At 40.0% G+C, this 26,059-nt stretch carries 16 protein-coding genes; 11 read left to right on the top strand and 5 right to left on the bottom strand.

The genetic code is table 11. The features are described from left to right. The first annotated feature begins 131 nt into the window (after positions 1–131). The 7 genes from H5163_RS01095 (at position 132) to H5163_RS01065 (ending at position 15,636) form a co-directional block, all read left to right on the top strand. Positions 132–2,753 carry a TonB-dependent receptor gene (locus H5163_RS01095; protein ID WP_182734022.1) on the top strand — a complete coding sequence of 874 codons (2,622 nt, stop codon included), beginning with the start codon at positions 132–134 and terminating at the stop codon, positions 2,751–2,753. 92 nt (positions 2,754–2,845) lie between these two features. Continuing rightward, positions 2,846–4,894: a S9 family peptidase gene (locus H5163_RS01090; protein WP_182734021.1), complete on the top strand. Its 2,049-nt coding sequence runs from the start codon at positions 2,846–2,848 to the stop codon at positions 4,892–4,894. A 230-nt stretch (positions 4,895–5,124) separates the two neighbouring features. Beyond that, a complete protein-coding gene (locus H5163_RS01085) occupies positions 5,125–5,550 on the top strand; it encodes a hemerythrin domain-containing protein (protein WP_145234283.1) in 426 nt (141 codons plus the stop codon). A gap of 307 nt (positions 5,551–5,857) precedes the next feature. Next, positions 5,858–8,182 carry a TonB-dependent receptor domain-containing protein gene (locus tag H5163_RS01080; RefSeq protein ID WP_182734019.1) on the top strand — a complete coding sequence of 775 codons (2,325 nt, stop codon included), beginning with the start codon at positions 5,858–5,860 and terminating at the stop codon, positions 8,180–8,182. Positions 8,183–8,432: 250 nt separating this feature from the next. Then, positions 8,433–9,443 (top strand): alpha/beta fold hydrolase, encoded by a 1,011-nt coding sequence (locus H5163_RS01075; protein WP_182734018.1) that lies wholly within the window; start codon positions 8,433–8,435, stop codon positions 9,441–9,443. A gap of 473 nt (positions 9,444–9,916) precedes the next feature. Beyond that, positions 9,917–12,577 (top strand): glycoside hydrolase family 16 protein, encoded by a 2,661-nt coding sequence (locus H5163_RS01070; protein ID WP_182734017.1) that lies wholly within the window; start codon positions 9,917–9,919, stop codon positions 12,575–12,577. 74 nt (positions 12,578–12,651) lie between these two features. Then, on the top strand, positions 12,652–15,636 hold the full coding sequence (locus H5163_RS01065) for a TonB-dependent receptor (protein ID WP_182734015.1): 2,985 nt from the start codon (positions 12,652–12,654) through the stop codon (positions 15,634–15,636). A gap of 73 nt (positions 15,637–15,709) precedes the next feature. Here H5163_RS01065 and H5163_RS01060 read toward each other — a convergent pair whose 3' ends face one another. Then, positions 15,710–17,182 carry a S41 family peptidase gene (locus H5163_RS01060; protein ID WP_182734013.1) on the bottom strand — a complete coding sequence of 491 codons (1,473 nt, stop codon included), beginning with the start codon at positions 17,180–17,182 and terminating at the stop codon, positions 15,710–15,712. A 318-nt stretch (positions 17,183–17,500) separates the two neighbouring features. Here H5163_RS01060 and H5163_RS01055 point away from each other — a divergent pair, with 318 nt between their 5' ends. Further along, positions 17,501–19,045 carry a diguanylate cyclase gene (locus H5163_RS01055; RefSeq protein WP_259399772.1) on the top strand — a complete coding sequence of 515 codons (1,545 nt, stop codon included), beginning with the start codon at positions 17,501–17,503 and terminating at the stop codon, positions 19,043–19,045. A gap of 24 nt (positions 19,046–19,069) precedes the next feature. Here the strand turns inward: H5163_RS01055 and H5163_RS01050 are convergent, their stop codons facing one another. Further along, positions 19,070–19,492, bottom strand: a complete 423-nt coding sequence (locus H5163_RS01050; protein WP_145234299.1) for a VOC family protein — start codon at positions 19,490–19,492, stop codon at positions 19,070–19,072. A 589-nt stretch (positions 19,493–20,081) separates the two neighbouring features. Between H5163_RS01050 and H5163_RS01045 the strand changes: the two genes are divergently transcribed. Then, positions 20,082–22,265, top strand: coding sequence for a fasciclin domain-containing protein (locus tag H5163_RS01045; protein WP_182734010.1), 2,184 nt, complete (start codon positions 20,082–20,084; stop codon positions 22,263–22,265). 70 nt (positions 22,266–22,335) lie between these two features. Here H5163_RS01045 and H5163_RS01040 read toward each other — a convergent pair whose 3' ends face one another. Then, on the bottom strand, positions 22,336–23,160 hold the full coding sequence (locus H5163_RS01040; protein ID WP_182734009.1) for a sterol desaturase family protein: 825 nt from the start codon (positions 23,158–23,160) through the stop codon (positions 22,336–22,338). After that, entirely contained in the window at positions 23,150–23,599 is a 450-nt protein-coding gene (locus H5163_RS01035) for an SRPBCC family protein (protein WP_182734007.1), read from the bottom strand. Before H5163_RS01035 ends, H5163_RS01040 begins: the two co-directional genes overlap by 11 nt. A gap of 96 nt (positions 23,600–23,695) precedes the next feature. Here H5163_RS01035 and H5163_RS01030 point away from each other — a divergent pair, with 96 nt between their 5' ends. Together H5163_RS01030 and H5163_RS01025 are read left to right on the top strand one after the other, a co-directional pair. Further along, positions 23,696–24,694: an AraC family transcriptional regulator gene (locus tag H5163_RS01030; protein ID WP_182734006.1), complete on the top strand. Its 999-nt coding sequence runs from the start codon at positions 23,696–23,698 to the stop codon at positions 24,692–24,694. A gap of 94 nt (positions 24,695–24,788) precedes the next feature. After that, positions 24,789–25,544 (top strand): ABC transporter substrate-binding protein, encoded by a 756-nt coding sequence (locus H5163_RS01025; RefSeq protein ID WP_182734005.1) that lies wholly within the window; start codon positions 24,789–24,791, stop codon positions 25,542–25,544. Here the strand turns inward: H5163_RS01025 and H5163_RS01020 are convergent. Further along, on the bottom strand, positions 25,541–25,951 hold the full coding sequence (locus H5163_RS01020) for an NUDIX hydrolase (RefSeq protein ID WP_145234311.1): 411 nt from the start codon (positions 25,949–25,951) through the stop codon (positions 25,541–25,543). The two genes, H5163_RS01025 and H5163_RS01020, sit on opposite strands and share 4 nt — an antisense overlap. Positions 25,952–26,059 lie beyond the last annotated feature (108 nt).

Here is a 26,059-nt window from a genome sequence, read left to right as displayed (position 1 = left end):
ATGGTTAAATAAGCCAAGAAGGCGTATTATAAGCAAGTACAGTAAATCATAACATAGCCCGCAGCTAAGCACTTATCTTATAAGTACTTAGCTGCAGCATAATTTTTAATGTCGCTTCAACTGGGTCGAATATGCCGATAAAAGCAGTCAATTTTGTTAACATGACGATTATCTTCACACTCTGCTCATTTATGAGTATGGCGAATCCCCCTGTTACCAGCGACGAAAAAAAATTAGAAACAATTCAAATTAGGGGCTTTCATGACAGCGCTATCAAAACACTTCGAGATAAACGTGATAGCCAATCAATCATAGAAGCAATTAGTGCACAAGATATTGGTAAGTTCCCAGATAAAAATGTTGCCGAAGCATTGCAACGTATTACCGGAATTTCACTATCGCGTGCACAAGGTGAAGGTGAGCGTGTCGGTGTCAGGGGCACAACACCTGAGCAAAATCGTACTTTTTTGAATGGCCAAGCCATTGCCTCGGCCGATTGGTGGATCTCAACTCAGCCAAACCGAGGTTTTAACTACACATTATTACCTGCTGATTTAGTATCTTCGCTTGAAGTTTATAAAACCCCGCAAGCAGACCATAACGAGGGGTCACTCGGTGGCTCTGTCAATATAAAAACTCAGCGTCCATTGCATACCGAACGTAATCATTTTGTTGCCAACGCACAAATACAATACAATGATTTATCTGGCGAGTTTGACCCACAACTGGCTGCATTTTATAACTGGACTAATCCAGATAAAAATTTTGGTGCTCTGATAACTTTCACGCGTAATCAACGTTCATTGCGTCGTGATGGTCTTGAATCTTGGGGTTGGCATGAGCAAAACTTCCAACAAAATACAGATGGTACGCTCACAGCAAGTGACGATAACACCGCAGATATAAAAAATATTTGGACACCTGGCGGAGGTGGCTCAGCTATTTTCCAGCAACAACGTATTTTGACTAGTGCAACTGCGAATTTTGAATATCAACCAAACTTAGATTGGAATATTCAACTTAATACCTTGTATTCAGTACTTAATGCCGATAACAGTAACCAAAACTTTTTATGGCAACCCAGTAGCGTGTTTGCCAGAGGTGGCCATATCAGTGATGCTCGTATAAGTGATAACACATTAACTTACGCCCGCTATTCACAAGTGCCTGAGCAAAATGCACAAAACCTGCCTTTTAGTACTGCTATGGAAGCTATTTGGCGAGAATCTGAAATAAATACCAGCAGTGTGCATTTAATTGTCAGTCAACAAGCACACCTTTGGCAGAACCAATACCAAATTGGTTTTACCAAAGGCGGTGGTGGCTCTAAGCAAGATCACACATCGCAATTTTCCGCCAATACTGCTTTTAGCGTAAACACCACTGAGCGTAAAAATATTATTGCCAATTATGATGTTTCTCCCCTTGATGCACAGGCTTGGCAACTGACAGAAGCACGTAACGACAGCCAAGATTCCAATGATCAAGAGCTCTATTTACAAGGTGATTTTGAACGCGCAGTTGATCATTCTATCATCAGCGCGATTAAAGTAGGTGCAAAATACCGCGACCATCAACGCGATTTTATTCGTTACCGTTCATTCAATGGCGCATTTGATGGTATAGCTCAACAGCTTGATTGGACGTTAGCGGATTACCCTGCTAGTTTTCCCCATGGCTTTTTGTCCGATATTGGTGATCAATATACCCTCAGAAATTATAGCTTCGCCAATATTAGTGCGTTATCAAAAGACTTCCAAACTATCGACTTTATAAAACAACAAGAAAAAGCTAGCAGATTTGATATTCAAGAACGCACCACCGCAGGTTATGTTAAATTGATGCTAGATGGTGATGACTACCGTGCTAACCTTGGCGTAAGGCTTGTAAATACTAGGCAAGACGCTGGTGCTTATAAACGTATTGGTTCACCAGTTGAACAACAAGAAAGTTTTGCATGGCAGCAACATAATAAAAATTATGTCGATATATTACCCAGCGCCAATATCAGTATTGATTTGAATGAGAACCTGATCGCCCGTATCAGCGCCGCACGCGTAATGTCACGTCCTCAGTATAATCATTTAATGCCTTCAACTAATTACAATGTCACTCAAGCACAGGGTCAAGGAGGCAATCCTGACTTAGACCCCTATCGAGCCAATCAATTTGATTTAAGCGTTGAGTGGTATTTTAATGATGCTGCCCTCCTTTCTGTGGCGTTATTTAATAAAGATGTCGAATCATTTGTTGAATTTAAACGTACCATTGAACAACATGAAGGCATTGAAATGACCATTGACAGACCAATCAATGGCAGTGGTGGTACTATTCGCGGTGTTGAGATTGGCTATCAACAAGAGCTTATCTATGGTTTTGGCTTGATCACCAACTATACGTTTGTTGATGGCGACCGAACAGATAGCACATCAGCGCGCGACGATTATGTACCCGGCACCTCAAAACACACTATTAATCTAACCAGTTATTATGAAAATGATTGGCTAAGCTCACGCTTGGCGTATAACTATCGCACACATTTTGCCACGGGTGTGGGAGAGACTATGATGGATGATTTTGGCCAACTTGATGGTAGCGTCACTTTTAAAATATCTGATAGCCTTGATTTTGTTATTGAAGCGATAAACCTCACCGATGAGATCACTTACCTTTATGAGCGTAATGAATATGCGCCAACGGGCATTTATCAAAATGGCCGTCGCTTTTATGTTGGTGTGCGCTACAGCCATTAGCCGACAATGTTTGCGTATTAATCGCATATTTTAGCATTTAAGGTACACCTTGTTATAATCCTTCGATAATTAAAACATGCGAAGGAAAATTCATGATAAAAACTAGCCTAGCACTGGCTCTTGGACTCTCAAGCTCACTGGCATTTGCAGCCACATCGCTTACTGTAGAAGATATCCCTAAAATTCAGTCAGTTATTCAAACCAGCATTAGTCCAGATGGTGACAATGTTGCATTTACCCGCTCAGTGCCACGTGAATTATACGTCGACGAGAATGGCGCCAATTACAGCGAACTCTATGTCGTCGATGATGAAGGTGTCGAGCGTCCTTTCATTACCGGCTCTGTAAGTATCAAGAGTATTCAATGGTCAAACGATAGCAAAACGATCTACTTTTTAGCAAAACTTAAAGACGACAAGTTTACCGCGTTATATCAAATTCCAGTGGATGGTGGTCAAGCGCAAAAAGTACTATCGCTTAAAGACACATCAATTTCTAGCTATCAGTTAAGCCCGAATAACAAACAACTCGCTATTTTAGCTATGCCAGCGGCTGATAAATCTGAAAAAGAGCTAAAAAAATTAGGCTTTATGGCTGAGGTGTATGAGCTAGGCTTAAAAGATAAACAACTATTTATTGTCGATTTAGCCAAAACAGATAAACCTCTGACACCAACAGCGCTTAACGTTGCGAACTATGTAAGTGATGTAAACTGGGCCGCAAAAGGCGATAAGTTATTAGTAAAAACCCAGCCTACAGCGCTAATTGACGACAAATACACTAAATCACAATGGCACTTATTTGATATTGCGACTAATCAAGTGACGATGTCGTTTGCTACTGAAGGTAAATTAGACAGTGCTGAACTGTCTCATGATGGTCGTTACATCGCAATTCTAGGTGCCGAAGATAAGCATGATCCAGCAGCTGGTCGTTTATTTTTAGCTGACACAAAAACAGGTGAAGTAAGTGATTGGTTACCTAATTTCATGGGTCATATCGTTGATTTTGAATGGTCACATAAACGCAACACGCTTAATTTTATTGCCAATGTAGGTACGCAAAGTTTTGTCGCAAGCATTAAAACCGGCTCTAATAAATACAAAAAAATTATTAATGAAGGCCAATTTATTGCATCAAATCTGAGTATTTCTGATTCAGATAAAACCTTAGCGCTGCGTGCAAACACTGCAAAGCACCCAAATGAAGTATTCATTATTCGTGGCTCTAAAGCACAACGTTTAACGGATTCAAACAACTGGTTGAATGACAAACGTTTTGCTAAGCAAGAAACTATTTCACTTAAGGCCCGCGACGGTGTTGAGATTGATGGCATATTAGTCTACCCATTAGATTATGATAAAGGCACGCGCTATCCATTGATCATGTCAGTGCACGGTGGCCCTGAAAGCCATGACAAAGACGGTTGGGTAACAAACTACTCGCGCCCAGGTCAAATGGGGGCTGCACGTGGTTATGCTGTCTTTTACCCAAATTACCGTGGCTCTACAGGTAAAGGCGTTGATTATTCAAAGCTTGGTCAAAACGACTATGCAGGTAAAGAGTTTGACGACTTAATTGACTTTAAACAGCATCTTGTTGAAATGGGCTTAGTTGATACTAAACGTGTTGGTATTACGGGTGGCTCTTATGGTGGTTATGCATCAGCATGGGCCGCAACAAAATTGACTGAACACTTTGCTGCGAGCGTAATGTTTGTAGGTGTTACCAACCAACTATCTAAATTTGGAACTACTGATATTTCCAACGAAATGAATCTTGTGCATGCACGTTCATACCCATGGGATAAATGGCAGTGGTATTTAGAGCGCAGCCCTATTTACTGGGCTGGCCAGTCTAAAACACCATTACTGATCATGCATGGTAAAGATGATCCTCGCGTACACCCTGCACAATCAATGGAACTGTACCGTTATATGAAAGTACAAGGCAAAGATGTACGCCTTGTATACTATCCAGGCGAAGGTCATGGTAACCGTAAAGTAGCCGCGCAATATGATTACAGTTTACGTTTAATGCGTTGGATGGATAACTATTTAATTGACGGCAAAAAAGACATGCCAGCATTCGAGATTGACCATGCAGGCAAGTTAAAAGCGGTAAAAGACGCCAATAAATAACTCTCTTATTTTGTGTAAATATGCTTTTAGGCCAACATTCATGTTGGCCTTTTTGCTTTTGAATAACAATGTATATGGATGTAATATAAAGACCTAACTCGGTAATTTTTACAAGAAAACATCCTAACAAGCTAAAATATAAAAATTAAATCAATATATTACAACAACTTAAAAGTTGGCTTCCGTCTTGCAGTATTCATTGTAATTAATGAGTAAAGCAAGGAAAACCCATGAATATTTTTGAAGCACTTCGTAATGATCACGATAAACAACGTTCGCTTGTCGATGCGCTGATAAAAACCCAGGGGGAGTCACCGAATAGACAGTCTCTTATGGATAATTTAAAACATGAGTTAGTAGAACATGCTAAATTTGAAGAGCGTTATTTCTACAATCCTTTGATGTTTGATGATTTAACCCATGAAAAAGCCCGTCATAGTATTGCAGAGCATCATGAACTTGATGAATTGATTGAGCAACTTGAAGAAACTGATATGAGCTCACCAGCGTGGCTTGTGACCGCTAAAAAATTACATCATCTTGTACATCATCATCTCGCTGAAGAAGAGCATGAAGTATTTCAACTAGCCGGTAAAGCGCTAACCGAAAGTCAAAAAGAAAGTCTAGCCGAAAAGTATAATGATGCGATGAGTTAACTGCTATATGTGCCCGCTTTAATTTATAAAGCTCTCTAAATAGCAACAACTCTATACCATTTGCATTTATTAGGCACCTCTAACACGGTCAATACTTGGCTAAGCAAACACTCTTAAATTAACTAAGCCCGGCATCAAACGCTGGGTTTTTTAATGCTCATGCTCCATCCCCACATTTATTTAATATGAAAATCATTCATTGAATGTAAATATTTCGCAATTGAATATACAACTGATAATTGTTATCATACCCACCTTGGTTACTTATTAGATTAATAATCTTTATTCTTGTCATGAAGGAAGTACAATGAAATCCCGCCCGCTTTATCTGGCCTCACTGATCAGTGCATTATTAACATCAACAACACTTATTGCTGATGATGACACAGCTGAAAATATGGAAGTGATGGTTGTCACCGCTTCTGGTTATGAGCAAAAATTAATAGATGCACCTGCAAGTGTCTCAGTTGTCTCTCGCGAAGATCTACAAAATAAGCCATTTACTAGCCTTGCTGATGCGCTTCGTGATATCGAAGGTATCGATGTTGGTGCCGGACAAGATAAAAACGGTAATATTAGTATTACCATGCGTGGTTTACCCGCAAGCTATACTCTAGTGCTTATTGATGGCCGCCGTCAAAGTGACGTAGGTAATATAGGCCCAAACAACTTTGGTAACAGCCAATTTATGTATATGCCGCCACTTGAGGCTATCGAGCGAATTGAAGTCGTTCGTGGCCCAATGTCCACTTTATATGGCGCTGATGCAATCGGTGGTGTAATCAATATTATCACTCGTAAAAATCTTGATAGCACCCATGGTAGCGTCACGGTAAGCAGTAATATCCAACAAGACGATCAATACGGTAACGATAATAAAGTCGATATATATTTGACCGGACCAAGCGGCGTTGAGGGATTAACTTACGGGATCCGTGGTAGTTTTTATGACCGTCAAGAAAGTGAGCCAACTTACAGCGAAAGTTTACCACTTCCAGATGGCAGCATGTGGGTTGATGATGGTAGCTTTGGCGATAAAAAAATCGTTGCAGCACGTAACTGGAATGCCGGCGCAACAATAAACTACCTGATCAATAATCAGAATGAAATCACCTTTGAGTACGACATAGCCAAACAGCGTTACGATAACACCGAAGGTCAAACAGGTACGTTAGATAGCCCAGTCAGTTTATGGCGTGTTAGCAAAGGCATTGTACAGCCACGCGTTGGTTATACTCCATATCAACGTGTTGAACGTGAGCAATTTGTATTTGCACATGTTGGTCGATACGATGTTGGTACGCTGACCAGCAGCATTACCCAAAGCAGCAGTGAAAACTTTGGTCGCTCATTACCTCTTAATGTACAAGAGCGTTTAGGTGTGCAGGCCATTTGGGACCAAGCAGTACAAGATCAAGGCATGGACAAGCCAGAACTAACGGATGCAATTTACGCTCAACTTGATGAGACTTTTTTACCACGCCCAATGCGTACACTAAAACTTGATAACTTAATTATTGATACTAAGTTTGAATCAAATATAGATAACCACTATTTTGTAGTAGGCGCACAATATTTTGATGCCGAAATGGAAGATGGTGTATTTGGTATGTACGGGGATGGCTTCCGTGAAGGTACGACTCAAGATCATCGTCAAACAGCTGTATTTGCTGAAGATAACTGGGAAATTACCACAAATCTAACTGCAACTTTCGGCGCTCGTTATGATCATCATAATATCTTTGGCTCACAAGTTAGTCCTCGCGCTTATTTAGCCTACTCTCCTGCTGATGAATGGACTTTCAAAGGTGGTATCAGCACAGGTTACAAAACCCCAGAGCCAAACCAACTATTCTCTGGTATTACAGGTTTTGGTGGCCAAGGTACTAAACCTTTTGTTGGCACGCCAGACTTACAACCAGAAACCAGTGTAAACTACGAAATGGCTGCTTACTTTAATGGCAGTGATAGTTTTAGTGGTAACGTAACGGTGTTTTACAATGATTTTAAAGACAAAATCATTAACCAAGATAACTTACCAAACTGTGAAGTGGCCATAGCTGATGAACCTTGTGTTGAAATTGGCGCAGGTTGGGCTGGCATCGGTAGCACCACCTTTACGCAAGCTGCTAACGTAGATAAATCAGCTACTCGTGGTGTTGAAATTGCTGCTAATTGGCAGATTATTGAACAGTTGTCACTACGTGGGAACTTTACTTACACCGATAGTGAAGTGAAAAGTGGCCGTGATGAAGGACTACCTTTAGTTAATACACCTAAAAATATGTATAACTTAACGCTTGCATGGCAACCATTGGATGATTTGAGTATTTCACTTATTTCTGAAATCCGCAGCGATCGTTACCGTGGTACGGCAAATGTGTCTGGTCCACAGGGCCCTGAAACACAAAAGCTCTACTACAAAGCCTATGATCTATATCATTTAGCAGCAAGTTATAAAATTAATGATAGCCTAGCATTAAATGCCCGTATTAATAATCTGTTAGATGACGACTTATCAAGCCGTACTTGCTTATTAGCAACCTCAGAGGAAGAGTACGAATGTACATCTGATTACAATACCACCCAAAAAGCACGCAGCTTGTGGGTATCAATGAGTTACAGTTTCTAGAATAAGAAGCTATAAAAATAAAGCCCAGCAACAATGCTGGGCTTTTTATTATTACGATTTAACCGTGCCTTTTATACTTCATCACCCAACACAGATTCGTGGCCGAAGCAGATTAAAGCGTATACTCAATAAGGGTTACCGATGAATAAGCAAAGGAAGCCTTAACTTATAGTATTAAATTTTAGAGTTTATTCGCTTAGTATGTGAAGATATGTTTTGACAGATTTAATTTAAATCATTGAGGGATCTTATGTATAGAATATGGCTATTAAGTTTATGTTTTGTCTTCGGTATTGCAAATGCACAAGCGCCGCAACCACTGAGTTATGACGCATTATTAAGCAACTATAATTACGATTTCGACGTTGACTATTTTAACCTTGACTCACAATGGCTGTCGTTAAAAATGGCGTATATTTACTTACCTGCAAAGGCTGGTAAACCCGTTATGACTTTAATGCATGGTAAAAACTTTAACGCTCATTACTGGACTGAAACTGCACTATTGCTACAAAAACTCGGTTATGGCGTGCTGATACCTGACCAAATTGGTTTTGGAAAATCATCTAAACCACGAGATTATCAGTTCTCTTTTGCAGCCTTAGCTAGTCACACCCATGCTTTAATGAGCCAACTTAATATAAATAAATCAATTGTATTGGGTCATTCTATGGGCGGTATGCTAGCAAGTCGCTTTGCGCTTATGTATCCACAAACAACCCAACAATTAATTTTACTCAACCCTATTGGCCTTGAAAATTACCTGCAATATGTTGATTACAAAGACACTAACTTTTTTTATAAAAATGAGTTAGCTAAAACACCTGCTGGGGTAAAAGCATACCAGCAAAAAAATTACTATGACGGAAAATGGAATAACCAATTTGCTGCTCTGACGAATTTTATCACCGGACAAATTCAAGGCCCAGATAAAGAGCTAGTAGCGTGGGTTAACGCAAAAACATACGACATGATTTTTACTCAACCCGTTATCACCGAGTTTAAAAACTTCACCATGCCTGTTTCACTAATTATAGGTACAAGAGACAGAACAGGACCTGGCCGTAACTGGAAGAAACAAGGAGTAGATTATGAACTTGGCCGCTACGATCAATTAGGTAAATCAGCCGCGGCATTAATTCCTCACAGCCAACTATTTGAACTGACTGATTTAGGTCATTTACCCCATATTGAAGATTTTAAGCGCTTTAAAACTGTATTGTTAAAAGTCTTAGAAGCAGGCTCAAAGCCACTAGAGTAATATATAGGCAGTTCAGCTGTTAAAGTTATTAACTGCTGATTTGATTACTCAACGCTGACCTTTGAAAACCAATTAATAAACATAAATGCCTACTATTAGATACCTTTGAGCGATAACAGAAAAATATTGTTAATTAGCATGTGGATTCACTTTTAATATTTTGATGGCACTAAAAAATAACAACTCACTGATATTATTAGACTAAAACTCTATCTCCATTAATATATTGCTATTCTGAAGTTATTTAAAAATTAAATAACTTTTCAGTTTAAAACTAAAAAAGCAGGTAATGTAAACTTAAAGTTAAAAAAATAAGCAGTCTGTTGTTGACCAAATTACAACCTTAGCATACTCTATGTAAGCGCTTACAACACACACATTGATAAATGTAAGCGCTTACAACTTCGCTTGTAGACACAATAACAACCACAACGAAGTACTTTTAACTCTTTGTCGATACTGGGGTTCAACTAATGAACATGACAACAACCAAAGTAAGCCGCCTTGTTGCGGCAATATCCATGACCATGCTATTTGGCTGTGGTGGAAGTGCCGAGACAAAATCTGACTTCACAAAAGTCGATCCACAAGAGCCTGTTTCTGATTGGCAAATGGTTTGGAGTGACGAATTTGATGGCACTAGTATTGATACTAACAAGTGGAACTTTGAATTAAATTGTGCCGGTGGTGGTAACAACGAGAAACAATGTTACACCGACAGTGAACAAAATGCCTTCATTAAAGACGGTGTACTAAACATAGTCGCCTTACCTGCAGATGAAGGTGCAGAAAAACCATACACATCAGCCCGTTTAAACACCCGTTACAATGCAGATTTTACTTATGGTCGTTTTGAAATGCGTGCAAAATTACCTTCTGGACAAGGTAGCTGGCCTGCATTTTGGATGATGCCAACCGATGAAGAATATGGTACTTGGCCGCGCTCTGGTGAGATTGATATTTTAGAAGCGGTAAATTTAAAAACAGTTGCTGAAGATGGCACCGTTGAAGCTAATATTCATGGCACACTTCACTATGGTCGTGAATGGCCTAACAACTCGAACTCTGGTAAAGCGTATACATTCCCTGAAGGGATGAATCCTGCAGACGATTTTCATACTTACGCGATTGAATGGCAAGAAGGTGAGATTCGCTGGTACGTAGATGGCTATTTATACGCCACTCAACGTCGCTCTGAAGTTCGTTACAATTCAAAAGATGAAGCTGTTGGCTTAAAGCATAAAGGCTGGTTTGCTGAATACTTTGAACAAGGTAGCGGCGAGCTAACAACTCATTGGGATACAGCACCATTTGATAAAGATTTTTATCTTATTTTAAACAATGCTGTTGGTGGTGATTGGCCGGAAAACGTAAATAACTTAGGCGTTGACGCTGCAGCATTTGCAGAAGGTCAAAGCTTTGAGATTGATTACGTTCGTGTTTATGAATGTGCCTCTAACCCAGCCACAGGTAAGGGTTGTGAAACAGTACGCCCAGGTTACGATAACTTAGAAGATGCACTTGTTGAAGGTAAAGCCCCTGTACCTACTCCACCAAGTGATGGCGTTGCAAAAAACCTTGATATTTTCAATGGTAGCTTAAACGCAAACTGGATCGCTTGGGATTGCTGTGGCGGAACCACACCAGAAACCATTACCGACGCTGATAAAGGCGACGTTATTAAATTTAATATCAACGATAATAACGGTACCGTATTAGGTTTCTCTACCCGTGGTGGTCACTTTCCTGACGATTTTACAGGGACATCATCTCCGTTTGATGCTTCACCATTACTTGAATTTAATGGTCGTTTAACTTTTGATATGAAAGTAGTTACTCCTCCAACATCTTCAACTACTTGGTTATTAAAAGCCGAAGCGGGTGATGGTGGTCCTAATACAGGCGATGTAGCCCTTAGCGATAGTAATGAAGGCGTAACACCGGTTACAGGCCAATGGCAAACCTATACATTCCCACTTTCTTTACTACAAGAAAGAGGCTTAGATTTAAGTGCCATTGATGTATTAATGGTATTTCCAACATGGCAAACAGGTGAAGGCGCTGAGTACTTAATTACCAATGTTGCTATTGAAGGCGATGTCGGTGAATCACCATCTGTAGACCTATTCACAGACGGACAAAACTTAGATTGGCCAATGTGGGATTGTTGTGGCGGCTCTACGCCAATTGAAGCAATGGACGATGAAGAACACGGTTTAACCGCAGAGTTCAGCATTGGCGAAGCCCCTACTGTAATGGGTTTCAACACTCGCACCTCAGCCGGTGGTAGTGGTAAACCATTTGATGCAACAAGTATTTTAGAAAATGGTGTACTACAGTTTGATGTAAAAGTGATGTCAAATCCAAATGATCCAGCGGCTGTTTGGACAATGAAAATAGAATCTAATGAAGGTGATACCGCAGTAGAAGTTCCACTGACAGATGCAGGCGATGCACCTGTTGCAGGTGAGTGGAAAACATACACCTTCACATTTGAAGAATTAGCCGGTGCGGGTTTAGATGTAAGTGCCATTGACGTTGTGATGATCTTCCCAGCATGGGGTACAGGCGAAGGTGCAGTTTACCGTGTAGATAACGCTAAAATGTATGATCCGAGCGCAGCATCACCAGCAGGCAACGAAATTACCATCTTCCAAGACACTGCGGCAGATCAGTGGAGTATTTGGGACTGTTGTGGTGGCTCTACACCGACTGAAGACACTGACGATGCTGATCATGGCACAGTGGCTGAGTTTGTCATTGGTGCTACACCAACAGTAATGGGCTTTTTAGCTGACGAAGGTGTTTCTTTTGATGCATCAGCAATATTAGCAAATGGTGTTGTGCAATTTGAAATGAAAATGGTGACACCACCAAATGATCCTGACTCAGTATGGACATTCAAAATCGAGTCAACAGGTGCAGCAACGGCGGTAGAACTTCAACTTGCACAAAGCGTTGAAGGTGAAGTACCGGTTATTGGGCAATGGCAAACATACACGTTTACAGTGCAATCATTATTTGATGCAGGTTTGGACATTAGCGATATCAATGTACTGATGGTTTTCCCAGCATGGGGAACAGGTGAAGGTGCAGTTTATCGTATCGACAATGTCGTTATCGCTAACCCATAAACCCTAATTCAGTGGTAGGTGCTAAATTATAAGCGCCTACTTACCGTAATAAATTAAGTAAAAGCAGAGCAATTATGAACACAAATAAGTTTAAAAAAAGCCAATTAGCGGCTTCTGTATCACTTATCATCGCTGCAAGCACATTTAACTTCGCTTATGCTGCGCAAGAAAATACTGCCGAACCTGAACTAGAAGTTATTGAAGTAAAAGGTATTCGCGGTTCATTAATCCGTTCAATGGATGTAAAACGTGACGCATCTGGCGTGGTCGATGCCATTTCTGCTGAAGAAATGGGTAAATTTCCAGATACTAACTTAGCTGAATCGCTACAGCGTATTACGGGTGTATCAGTAAGTCGTTCAAATGGTGAAGGTAGCCAAATTACAGTGCGTGGTTTTGGCCCATCATTTAACCTTGTAACACTTAACGGCCGTCAAATGGCGGGCACCGGTTTTACACGTTCATTTAACTTTGAGAACTTATCATCTGAAGGTGTTAGTTCACTTGAAGTTATGAAAACAGCGCGTGCAGATACACCAACAGGTGGCCTTGGTGCAACTGTAAATATTGTTACCGCTAAACCTCTACAAAAGCCGGGTCAGCGTTTTTCATTAATGGCTAAAGGCATTCACGATACATCGGTAGAAGAAGGTGATGAGGTAACACCTGAAATTGCAGGTATTTACAGCAATACTTTCGCTGACGAAAAGTTTGGTTTTTCAGCTAACTTTTCATACCACCGCCGTGACTTTCAACGCCAGTCTGCGAATGTACGCTCTTGGTTAGTTAACCCTAACCTATCGGTTGATGCAGAAAATATTATTGATAATCGTCCAATGGATGCGGATGGCAACCCAGCGAAACAATTTTTCGAACCTATTTCAGGCGAATACATATCAGCAGCCTTCTTCCCACAAGAAGTAAGTTTTGCAAAAGATGATATTAAGCGTGAGCGTTTAAATGCCCAAGCAACATTCCAATTTGCGCCTACTGATAATTTAACCTTCACACTTGACCATACAATTTCGCAAGCCACAACGGGTAATAATTCGTTATCGTGGGGTATTTGGAACGGCTCATTTGGCGGTAATGCAAATGCATACGAGCTTGATGAAAATGGCACAGCCATTTACTACAACTCAGCTGGTGATGATGCCTCATTCACGGCATTTCGTGAAACTGCTGAAGTAGACTCAAAAGCAACTGGTATTAATGTTGAATGGTTAGCAACAGAAAACCTAAGTTTTAATTTTGATGCGCATACTTCAAAAACCACCACTGATAACGGTAAAGATCCTGGCTTAAACTCTAATGCCCGTATTATTTTAGGCTCAGCAGATCTCTCTACTAAAGAATACTCTTTCCGCGAAGGGGATGTACCGGGTTTTAATATTAATTGGAACAACGGCACACAAGAAGTAAGCCCAAATCAAATTGGTTCTAACTTCAGTATTTTCACTAGAACGCCGGGGGAGTCAGAAGTTTCTCAAGTACAATTAGATGGTAAGTTATTCACCTATACCGATATTGGTCTTGAAACCGTTAAATTTGGCGCAGCCTATACCAAGCAAACACTCAGCGGTTGGGGCGGTTCTAATAACGCGAATTCACCCGGTTTTGGTAATGGTACTTTCGCTGAAATTTTCCCGGATGCGATGTTCGAAAGGGTTGATTTAAGCGGATTCCTTGACGAATTTTCATTTGGTCCTAATGGCGTAGCGCCAGGTTATGCTTATACCTATGATCTTGATGAAGCGTTTGCTCGTCAAAGTGCTTATTTAACTGAAGACGTAGTTGGCAGTGATGTATATCAAATTGGTAACTTTGATAACTTCCCTGTTAATGAGGTAGAAGAAGAAACCATTAGCGTTTATCTTTCTAGCAACTGGGCGTTTAACGTTAGCGACTACGACGTGTTTGTAAACTTAGGCCTTCGCTATGAAGAAACTGATATTGTAAGCCCAGCTAAAAGCCGAGTGGCTGAGCAAGTGTATTGGGCTGGCGGTGCAGAATGGATAACCCAGTTCGCAAGCGGTGGGGACTTTGTTGAAGTTGACTATGAAGGCCAATACGACTTACTACTCCCTATGATTGATATTAAAGTTGATCTTACTGATGACTTAGTGACTCGCGCCTCATGGGGTCAAACAATCACCAGACCAACACTCGGTGATATGCTTGGAAATTTAAGCTTAACCCCATCACCTAAATTAAACTCAAGAAGCGGTAGCCGTGGTAATCCGAATTTAAAGCCATTTAAATCAACTAATCTAGATTTAAGCCTTGAGTATTACTACAGCGAAGGCAGCTATGCTGCAATTGGCTTATTCTGGAAAGATGTGGATGACTGGATCGATAAAACTAATATAAAAACCACCTTTGAAGGCTTACACGATGTGTATTTAGGTCAGCGTTGGAACAACGCCGTAGCCGCCATTGAAGCTCGTGGAGATCAAGCAACTGATACTGCAATTCGTGATGAAATTGTAGCTAATGGTGTGGGCATTGGTGAAAACGACCGCATATTACCAGACCCAGCAACCGATCCATTGATTGAATGGACTATCGAGTCACCTGAAAACGTCGGAAAACGTAAAGTAAACGGTTTTGAATTTGCTGTTCAGCACTTGTTTGGCGACTCGGGCTTTGGTGCGGGCTTCAATGCCACCGTTGTTGATGGTGATGTAGAGTACGATAACTACTACCTTGCGTCTCAAGCTGTATTGGCTGGCCTAAGTGACTCTGCAAACCTACAAGGTTTTTATGAGAAAGATGGTTTGTCAGTTAAAATAACTGGTGCATGGCGTGATGAATACTTAATTGCACAAGGTTTACCTGATTCAGGTGCTACGGCTCCTCCACAATACGCGAAAGAGTACTTGCAGTGGGATATTAGTGTGAACTATGAAGTTAACGAAAGCACAACGGTATTCTTTGAAGGTGTAAACTTAACCAACGAAACTGAGCGCTCATTTAGCCGTTTCGAAAGTCAGTTCTTGAGTGCGGCTCAATACGGCCCTCGTTATGCCTTTGGCGTTAGATACTCTATGGGCAATTAATACATTGCCCAAACACAGTTTTTGATTACCCCTTATAGTTGAAAAGTCAAAGCCGCTCATTGAGCGGCTTTTTTTATAACTGTTTAATTTTTTCTAATAGCTTATCGGTTGTCCAATCAATATCGTTATAGGCAATATCGGGCTTATAGTAATCACCCTTTCCTCTTGCTCTATCAACATACACTTTATTAGGGATAATAACTTTACCTAACCCTGAGGGTAACTCGGCTAGTCGAACATCCATATACAATGAGTCAGCACTGCTTGGCGCGCCAAATAACTGAGTGTTTGAAAACTGCTTAAATACATCAATGGCGCCAAGACAGGCACTTGCACACTGTGGCGGCACAATAACAAAAACCTGTGTTTTAAAGTCACTCACTAGCGATGTATTTTCGCTTTGATTTGATTTGCTTTGCTTTGCTTCTATATAAAATGGCTTATTGTTTTCAAGTGACTTTGCCATACCTGCAGCTATTTCTTTAATCTCTTTATGGACTTCAGGTTGCTCTTTCACCACTTCAATTAACGATTTAACATAGTTAGTATTATCTTTTGACGCTCTCCACCAAACTCGGCTATTTTGTGAGTAGTTATCCATTTTTTGTTCAACAACTTGCTCACCCCACAACGCTTTTGCAAGCTTTAAGCTCCAATAAGACGAGCCACCTTGGTTATGACGAAGATCTAAAACCACCGTTTTTGCACTGAGTAACTTAGTACGTTGATCAGTCACTTTTTTATACAGGTTATTGTAATCATGAGTTTGCTTATCGTTATTTGCAAAACTGGGCATAGCAATCCACGCTATGTTTTGCGCAGGCCAAGTTAAATCGGTTGTAAGCTCATCCCCATTATAGGCATGTGTTAAATGCTTAGTTACACTCTTTGGCCGAACAGACCAATCAAGGGTTTTACTGTAAGCTTGCCCATTAGCTTTAATAAATTGACATTCTTTTAGAGGTGTTAAAAATAGGTTACCATCATCAATTAGTAACCGCCAACCTTGCTGCCACCAATGCCCAGGTTGTGTAACCTGTCCATGAAATTTAAACACTCTTTGTCGCATTAAAGTCTCGGTACTTTGCCCATCGCAACCACTTATCACATCACCTTTATTTATATTATCTGTTTCACTGTAATACACTTTTAATGCATCACCCCGCCAAACGGCACTAAAACCAGGCCAACGACGAGCAGGTCGTTCAACGCTTGAAAACACACCTGCATGACCATCTTGTAGCACAGTACTAAAACGCGCAATTGCCGCAATATGAACCTGCGGCCCGCTCGCTTTGGCAGACAGTGCAAGTGCCTCTGCTTTTGCTTGCTTTAATAGTTCAGGAAAGGCTGGGTTGTTAACATCAAACATACCAGGGTGGTTTTGTACCGATATGCCGTAAGCGGCTTCAATATCACGCTCACTAACACTGCGCCATTGTTCTGGGGTTTGAGGAGAAACCGGTAATTCAGCCACACTTAAGGTAGGCGCAATTAATAAAGCGCATAATAAAGTACGATTAACTATTGTTGTTTTTATTTTCATGAAAATCCTTTTTAATGCGATCAATTACTTTAGATCCACCAAGGGTGATCAACCCCCCGATCTCAAGCAAGTAAAAAACTACCAGTTTATTTTAAAGCAATAACTTATCAGAACAACTTAACCCGAAGCCAGTCGAAGTTCAACTAACTGCAGCCTAGGTCACTATTTCTTATCAATATTTACTAGTAAAGCAAACTAGCTTTGCTAGTATGAGGTAATTATTATTTTTATGTCTCACTTATGCGCAATACTACCGTGAAAATAAGGAATAGCTTCCTCTTCCCAAGCTCCCGCTTCCTCAGGTTCAACGGTATCATATTGGCTTTTATTACTCTGCTATTGAGCGGCGCAGCTTTCGCTGAAGATAACTGTTATTTAACAGCTATTGCAAACAATGTATCAACCCCCTTGTTGCAAGGTGTTGCATCAGACATAAGACTAGAAAAAGGGGTTAACAAATTTGAATTAGTATGTAACCTAAGCCAAAGTGGTGTATTCACTTTTACTCGTCCTGCACTTAAGAGTTTTTCGTGGCAACAAGATGGCGTATCAAAGACCCCCTTAAAAACGAATCAGATAGCCGTTTTAATGGAGCAAGGCAGCTTTAACGCGCAGCTCATTGTAACAGTAACAAATAACTACACTCCTCGTTTTACATGGCTAAATACACAACAGTTTATTGGCAGAGTTCAGTTATATAATTTAATTTTCGGAGTGTTTTATGGCTTGTGTGCCACACTTATTTTTTATGTACTAATAATAGGTTATGGTATTAAAGATGCTATTTTCAAACAGTATGGTGCATACCTTTTTTGTATTGCTAGCTTTATCTTTTTACAAGAAGGTCAACCCTATTTATTTGCTCAAAATCAGTTTTCTGAGTTTATCAGAAATCTTTATTCATTAAGCATTGGTTTAACCGTATTAAGTGCGACTTGGTTTATGTGCGCAATATTAGAATTGCCGCAATATTGGCCAAAAGTGAGTAAATTTTTAAAAATTGCCGCTTTATGTGTACTTACCTTGTGCTTACAAAAAGTAGCCTTAGATTTACCCGCTATTGCTGATATCACCTCAGCGATTACAGGCTACTTATCATTATTGATTGTAATGAGTATTTTTATACTCTCAGCCGTGCAAGCTAAGCAAGGTGTGAATGAGGCAGGCTTAGTTTTTATAGCCTTAAGCTGTGTATTTATTAGTATGACTTTTAGAATATTACTCACCGAATACAGCCCTTTTATTCAACGTTATGGGTTTGTGATTGCTTTTACTCTTGAGTCATTACTACTGGCCATCGCCGTCGCCAAGCGAATACAAAGACTCAGTTATGCAAAAAAACAGGCTGAACGACACGCTAATTACGACCCCCTTTGTCATATACATAATCGTCGCGGTTGGAGCTTAAAAGCAAACGACTTATTAACTCAACATGCTCAACAAGGCGGTATCCTGTGTTTTTTATATATAGACTTAGACCGCTTTAAAGTAATAAATGATAGTTATGGCCATGATGTTGGCGATAAAGTGTTAAGCAAAGTAGCGCAATTGATTAATAACCATATGCGCAGTGAAGATGCGGTTGGACGCTTAGGCGGGGATGAGTTTGTGGCTATGGCATTATTTACCAGCAAAGATAAAATTAACCAACGAGTTGCGACTCTTGAACAAAAGTTAAATGCGCTTAGCTTAGAGCACCAAGGCAACACCATCGCTATTTACGCAAGCGTAGGGCAAATAAACTATAGCGAAGCGCCTAAAAATTTAGATGAGGTTTTAAAAGCCGGTGATGAAGCAATGTATCAAAAAAAGTCATTACGAAACGCGCAGGCTAAGCAAACCTACACAAGAGAAAACGCCTAAAGTAATCGTTTAGGCGCATAATCATTACTCGTCTTTTTTGAATAAGACTTCTGGGTTTACCATAGTTTTCATTTCTAAAACATTGCCGTTTGGATCTTCAATAAAAAACGTCTCTTGTTCAAATTCATTGCCAACAAAACGACGGTATGGTTTATCTAAATATTCGAGACCAGCAGCCGCAATGCGCGTTTTTAAAGCTTGAAATTGATCTTCTGATAGATGAATGCCAAAGTGAGGGACTGCCACCGCGCCCATATCAACATCATGACGTACCGTTGGTAAGCGCTCTTCGCTTTGGTGAAGCGTTAACTCGTTACCCCAAAAATCAATGTCTACCCATCGCCCTGCTTCACTATTGCCCGTTTTACAGCCAAGTACGTCACAATAAAATGTTTTCGCTTTTTCGAGATCACCTGCCGGTATTGCCAAGTGCAAACAGTTGGACATAAATTACCTTCATTAATAACTTTTAACATATGAAATATGCTGCATTATACATAAATTGCAATTTATATAACATTAACAACATCTGTTTTGTGCTATTAAATGCGAGGGCTATGGTTTGTGATGTGCGCGCTAAAAGTAAATTTTTATTATTAAAATTCGTCAATCCAAAATTATTAATTCCTATCATGGTATCAGCAGCTTTGATAGGCCTTATTGTCTAGTTTATGTCATTCCCGAAGAGTCATAGTAGCAATACTTATTTATCAATATACGCCTAGCCGACAGCTTTGCCATTGGCTTTCTTGCAAGCTCTGTCATCATATTTTATGGTTATTACATCGAGCACAGTGTTGATGACTTTACTGGCGCTTTAGGAATGTGTATTCTTCATCCGTGTATATCTGCAGCGTATTTATTTTTATTAGGGGCGCCAAATCCTTAGTAACCTGAATTTTTTCTAAATAGTCTAATAAAATCTTAACGATATCCCAAAACAAAAAATAACAGGCCTTTTTTTGATCAGTTACAGCTTCCCTTACGTAATGTTCACACAGCTATAACACTGTAACATTCAATTAAAGGAAAAATTATGAATAAAGTATTTAAGCTATGCGCAGTCATACTTCCCTTGTTACTGATCCAAGGCTGTAATGACGATGATAACGTACCTGTAAGTACTGACCCACAACCAATTACTACCATTTTTGATGCTGCACAAAGTTCTGATGATTTCACTACACTCGTTGCAGCTTTAGAAGCAACAGGTCTTGACGAGACTCTTGATGATGCAACGAATAGTTACACAGTATTTGCTCCCACCGATGCGGCTTTTGCATTACTAGGTGAAGACAAAATCAACGCTTTATTAGCTGATACTGACAAGCTTAGTTCAATATTAACCTATCATGTTTTATCAGGTAGTGTTGATGCACAAACAGCAATTAGCCTCGCAGGCACAACGGTTGCAACTGTCAATGGTCAAAATATTGCTCTATCTTTAAATGGCGATACGCTGTTAGTAAACACAAGCACCGTTACCATGACTGATATTGAAACTGATAACGGTATTATCCACGTCATTGATGCTGTTTTAATGCCTAAAGAAGTTTCTGAAACTGCGCCAACGAAAAATATTATTGAAACAGCGCAACAAGCTGGTAATTTTAGTACGTTACTCACAGCGCTTGATGTTGCAGGTTTAACAGCTGCATTGTCTGATAATTCAAAGGAGTATACTGTATTTGCCCCAACAGACGCTGCATTTGAAGCTGTTGGTAGCAAAATGATAAACACCCTATTAGCTAATCCAGATGTACTCGGCAATATTCTAAAACAACATGTGTTAACTGGCTCTATTGATTCAGTAACCGCAATGTCTCTAAACGGTCAATCAGCTGAAACACTGCTTGGTAATACTTTACCTATTTCAATTAACGCAGACACCAACATCTTGATGTTTGGCGGCGCTAATGTGGTAATAACTGATATAAAAACAACTAATGGCATTGTTCACGTAATTGACTCTGTGATTGTTGCTGACGTTGCCCTACCAGAGAGTTTTGGCACAATTGCGGATGTTGCAAGTGAAAATGGCAGCTTTACTACATTACTCGCCGCACTCTCAGCAACAGGTTTAGACGCATTGGTTAGCGATCCAACCAGCACATTCACGGTATTTGCACCTACTGACGCAGCATTTGCTGCCCTTGGTCAAGACACTATTGACGCTTTATTGGCAGATACCGACACGCTTCGTGATATTTTACTTTACCATGTAGTAGCAGATGCAAATGTACTATCTGATGCAGCAGCCACCATTGCAAACAGCGAGAACAACAAAGTTGAAATGGCAAATGGTGATATGGCTGCTTTATCGTATGTAGACAGCTCACTGTTTATTAATGATGCGGCGGTAACTACAGCGAATGTAACTGCTGACAACGGCGTTATTCATGTATTAAACAAAGTGATTATGCCACCCGCTGAAGTAGGCACACCGACCAAAACTATTGCAACAGTTGCCACAGAAACATCTGCATTATCTACACTAGTAACTGCACTGCAAGCAGCAGGGTTAGTGGATACGTTTAACGATACCACTAAATCGTTTACGGTATTCGCACCAACAAATGCGGCATTTAGTAAAATTCCTACCGCTGATTTAAATGCTTTATTAGCTGACACTACTGCACTTACTGGCGTACTTACTCAACATGTATTAGCTGCCCAAGTAGGTAGTACTGATGCGTTTGCTGCTAACGGTAAAATGGTCACTACACTTGCTGAGAATATGCTAAGCGTAAACGTGGTAGATTTTACCAGTACCGAAAATACAGCAACAGACAGCGTAGCTTATGATGTAACTAATAATCGTTTAGTAACGGGTATGGCCGATGCAATGCCAGGTAAAACGGTGTATGTATTTGATAACGACTTAGGTGAAGCAATGAGCGTATGTGAAGCAACTTGTGCAACAACGTGGCCACCCGTGTTAGGCACTGCGGCGTCTATCGAAAATATTCCGGGTTTATCCTTGATTGCTCGCTCAGATGACAGCATGCAAGTAGCTTACCTTGGCCGCCCTTTATATACCTTCTCAGGTGATACGGCAGCCGGTCAGAGTAATGGTCAAGCTGTGAACGATATTTGGTGGCAAGTAAGCTTACCGGCTACATCACTACAAGTAGCTGGCAGCAATGTAACAACCACTGATATTTACACTAGCAATGGCGTTGTACACTTAATTGATACAGTGATCACAACGGCCAAATAATTAAATTTTACTGTGAGATAAGCCAGGAGTGATGCTATTTGCTCCTGGCTTTTTTATATAAAAAATAGGCTTACTTATTACTACTTTGAGAGCTTGTTGGGTAACCAAATACTACTTTTAATTTAGCTTTTAACCCGTTTGCCCTGTAGGTACTTTTAAATAAATACTGCCACTGATGAAAGGTAATTTTGATCGGGTTATTACTGTTTAGTTGGCCAATAATGCCGTATTTACAGGGTTTGTTTTCATCTTCTTCGACGTAAGTGCCAAATAATTTATCCCAAATAATTAAAACACCAGCGAAGTTTTTATCTAAGTAGCCATTATTTATAGCGTGGTGCACCCGATGATGCGATGGGGTATTAAATAATGCTTCAAACCAACCGAGCTTTTTTACCACTTGAGTGTGTACAAAAAATTGATAAGCCAAATTAAGTGCCACCACAGCAAAAACAATCACAGGCTCAAAGCCTATTAATATCATCGGCAACCAAAATAGCCACATTCCCGCCAGCGGATACATTAAACTTTGCCTAAATGCCGTGGTAAAGTTCATTTTAGTAGAACTATGATGCACTACATGAGCGGCCCATAACCAATGAATATGGTGTGATGCACGATGAAACCAATAGTATAAAAAGTCTTGCAGTAAAAAAGCGCCTAATACAGTAAATACTGTCAATTCAATATCAAATAGTCGAAACTGATACAGCCAATAAAAAAACGGCATTAATAATAATAACGCAATGGCATCAGCTCCTTGATGTAATAAAGCAAGTAACGCGTTGGCTAAGCTGTCTTTTATATCGTAGTAACGTCTAAATTTTATAAACTCAAACCCTACAAACAGCAAAAAAATAGGGCTCAGTGCCAATAAAATAATTTCAATGCTCATGGCGTTTCTCCTGAAAATAGCTGGCTATTTTTTTAAGTGCTTGGCTAACATCTTTTTTTATAAAAAAAGCCAGTATAAAATTGGGTAACCACAAAGGCGCAATGCAACGAATATGGTAGCTGATCTCGGTGAGTGATGGCTGAGCATTATTGGCTTTTAAGTAAATATCACCACGGTGCTGTGCAACGGGTGTATCCCCTAAAATACGGTAACTAATGTGGCTATTATCGGCCGTTATTATTTGCTCTTTAAATGTTGTACCTTGCATTTTTATTTGTCTAATAGTGCCTTTTCCGCCACTTATTTCACCCGAGTCTTGCGGTGTTAACACTTTAAACTGCGCATTAAAAAAGCGCCCCAAATCAGCATGCGCTAATAATAAGGTGCGTAATTGTTCAGGCGTTGCTGCCACACTATGTTTAACATTTATCTCAATCATTGTGTGCCCCCTATTATTTTTATAGATCTCTAGCATATAAAAATATTGCATGGCAAACTTGCGATTAGATGACTATTTTTTAGCTTTAGGCGACAAATGAAAACCTTAGCCGATCATTACTTTTCTAGCTGTTTGGATTATCTTCAAAGCAAAAAATTAGATAGCCAAGAGATACTAACTACCATTGAATTTGATGAATATACAAATAAGCAAACACAACAATTAGCACCACGTATTAGCTTAAAAAGCTACAATGCGCTGCTTAGTTATGCACAGCAAACGCTAAACGACTCCTTATTTGGGTTTGAGTTAGGAAAACAAATACGTACCGCTGATTTTGGTGTACTTGGGTATTTAATTGAATCGAGTACTAATCTAGCCACTGCCATTACTGCATTACTGAGTTACGACAGTTTAGTGGCCAACATAGGGCGTGCTGAGTTTGAACAGCAACGAACACTTTGCAAGGTAACCTGGTTAGCAGACCCACAGTGCAGCCCACAGGCCGTATTACGAAATATGACCGCGTGGGTAAGTGTTATACGCCAACTACTTAATCCTCAGCTTTCGCCTAGTTGCGTTTATTTTACAGCACGTTTTTCAGATAGTGAGTTGCAACAATTAGCGCAATGGTTTAATTGCCCAGTAAAAGCTGGCGCTAACTTTAATCAAGTAGAGTTTCCAAGTAGTTACTTAACCCTGCCTTTTAAAACCGATAACTCCCAGATTAACGCTGTGCTTAAGCAAATGTCAGAGCAACAGCTATCCCAGTTTAAAAGTCAGCAATTATTAACAGAAAAAATTAATCATATTTTAATGGCTAAATACGATTTGCAGGACTGCTCACTGATCAGAACGGCTAGTGCTTTAAATATGACCCCGCGCACAGTGCAACGCCACCTAAAGCAAGAAAACACCAATTTTGGTGATCTTCTTGAGCAAGAGCAAAAACGCCGTTTGTTAACTTATATTCCTCATTATTCGCTCAGCAGTATTGCAACTATGTTGGGGTTTAATGATCAAAGCTCTTTTAATCGTGCCTTTAGGCGCTGGTATCATTGCTCACCTCGCCAATTCATAAAAAACAATAATTAAACACTTTGCTTACTCAAAAAATACATTTGTCGTATACCTTCTTACTAACTTTCTTTACACTAACCTTATGGTGTTGCTTTAAAGACAATTATTTATGCGTTTGGTGTTAGCTGTTTTTGTATTGGTTTTTTATAGTGCGGTCTGTCACGCAAACCCGGTTACCTTCATCGCTGAAGATTTACCGCCTTATCATTTTAAAAACCCTCAAGGTGAAACGCAGGGCGCCTTAGTAGATATCGCTAAAGCAGTATTAAAAGGTACGGCTTTAACTGCAAAATTTGAAATAATGCCGATGGCGCGTATGTTTCCACAACAACAAGCCAATCCTAATGCAATCATGCTGTCACTGTTAAAAACTCCAAACAGAAATAGCCAGTTTAAGTGGCTGGGGAAAGTGTATTTTGCAGATGCATACCTAGTAAGTTTACGTAGTCATAACGATGAAGTGATTCACTTAAACTTTGCCAAAAAATACAAAGTAGCCACTATTCGCGGTTATTCTGCACAGGCTTATCTAGAAGCTCAAGGCTTTACTGAAAATGAGAATCTAGTCTTAGTGAGTTACTACCAGCAGCTATGGAAAATGCTGTATAAAAATCGTATCGATTTTGTGGTGACTAACACCCTCACACTTGAAAACGAGTTAAAGCGAACAGGGCTCGACCCAAGCTTAATTACTAAGCGTATACATTTAGATGAGCTACCTTCTTCTCTTCACTTTGCAGCAAGTAAGCAGCTTAACCCGCAAACAGCGAAAATTATTACTGATAGATTAAACGCGATAAAAGAAAGCGGTGAATACCAACAAATTTTAAATAAATGGCAACTCCCTATTCCAACGCGCCTTTAGTATCGAGTAGGTAAAACACCCTGTGTTAAGTAATTTTTTAATGAAGTAAATAAAGGTGAAGGTAAGTTATTTATATCGCACCAACGCCACTGTAAACATTTGTTAGGCTCTTTATTTACAGGCTCGCCACCTTCATACTTTGCCTGTACATATAAGGTAATATAGTGCTTGTTCTCAGCGCTAAAAATATCGTTGGTAAAATCGAGTTTACGAATATTAGTAACAGTAAGCCCAGTCTCTTCAGCGACTTCACGCACTGCACATTGCTCTACCGTTTCACCAAATTCTAAATGCCCCCCAGGGGTTGCCCAGGTATTTGCACCATGTGCGCCTAACCGTTCACCGAGTAAAATTTTATTATCATGCATTACTATCACTGCAACGCCTACTCTGACAACTTGACTCATTATTACCACATTAAATAGTTCATCATTTTTATATGTTACCTCATTTAAATCATCAAACTAGTCGTTAGTTCGTTATAAACCATAGCGTTAGCTAAAAACCACACAATC

The organism is Pseudoalteromonas sp. SG44-8, assembly GCF_014164125.1.
GTDB classification, from domain to species: Bacteria; Pseudomonadota; Gammaproteobacteria; order Enterobacterales; family Alteromonadaceae; genus Pseudoalteromonas; species Pseudoalteromonas rhizosphaerae.
The sequence above is the reverse complement of the archived record's forward strand: the minus strand, read 5'-3'. Positions and strand labels throughout refer to the sequence as shown.

Bases quoted from the DNA above. Each gene is read 5' to 3' on its own strand.
- H5163_RS01095 (WP_182734022.1), top strand. From the start codon at position 132: ATGCCGATAAAAGCAGTCAATTTTGTTAACATGACGATTATCTTCACA.
- H5163_RS01090 (WP_182734021.1), top strand. From the start codon at position 2,846: ATGATAAAAACTAGCCTAGCACTGGCTCTTGGACTCTCAAGCTCACTG.
- H5163_RS01085 (WP_145234283.1), top strand. From the start codon at position 5,125: ATGAATATTTTTGAAGCACTTCGTAATGATCACGATAAACAACGTTCG.
- H5163_RS01080 (WP_182734019.1), top strand. From the start codon at position 5,858: ATGAAATCCCGCCCGCTTTATCTGGCCTCACTGATCAGTGCATTATTA.
- H5163_RS01075 (WP_182734018.1), top strand. From the start codon at position 8,433: ATGTATAGAATATGGCTATTAAGTTTATGTTTTGTCTTCGGTATTGCA.
- H5163_RS01070 (WP_182734017.1), top strand. From the start codon at position 9,917: ATGAACATGACAACAACCAAAGTAAGCCGCCTTGTTGCGGCAATATCC.
- H5163_RS01065 (WP_182734015.1), top strand. From the start codon at position 12,652: ATGAACACAAATAAGTTTAAAAAAAGCCAATTAGCGGCTTCTGTATCA.
- H5163_RS01060 (WP_182734013.1), bottom strand. From the start codon at position 17,182: ATGAAAATAAAAACAACAATAGTTAATCGTACTTTATTATGCGCTTTA.
- H5163_RS01050 (WP_145234299.1), bottom strand. From the start codon at position 19,492: ATGTCCAACTGTTTGCACTTGGCAATACCGGCAGGTGATCTCGAAAAA.
- H5163_RS01045 (WP_182734010.1), top strand. From the start codon at position 20,082: ATGAATAAAGTATTTAAGCTATGCGCAGTCATACTTCCCTTGTTACTG.
- H5163_RS01040 (WP_182734009.1), bottom strand. From the start codon at position 23,160: ATGAGCATTGAAATTATTTTATTGGCACTGAGCCCTATTTTTTTGCTG.
- H5163_RS01035 (WP_182734007.1), bottom strand. From the start codon at position 23,599: ATGATTGAGATAAATGTTAAACATAGTGTGGCAGCAACGCCTGAACAA.
- H5163_RS01030 (WP_182734006.1), top strand. From the start codon at position 23,696: ATGAAAACCTTAGCCGATCATTACTTTTCTAGCTGTTTGGATTATCTT.
- H5163_RS01025 (WP_182734005.1), top strand. From the start codon at position 24,789: ATGCGTTTGGTGTTAGCTGTTTTTGTATTGGTTTTTTATAGTGCGGTC.
- H5163_RS01020 (WP_145234311.1), bottom strand. From the start codon at position 25,951: ATGAGTCAAGTTGTCAGAGTAGGCGTTGCAGTGATAGTAATGCATGAT.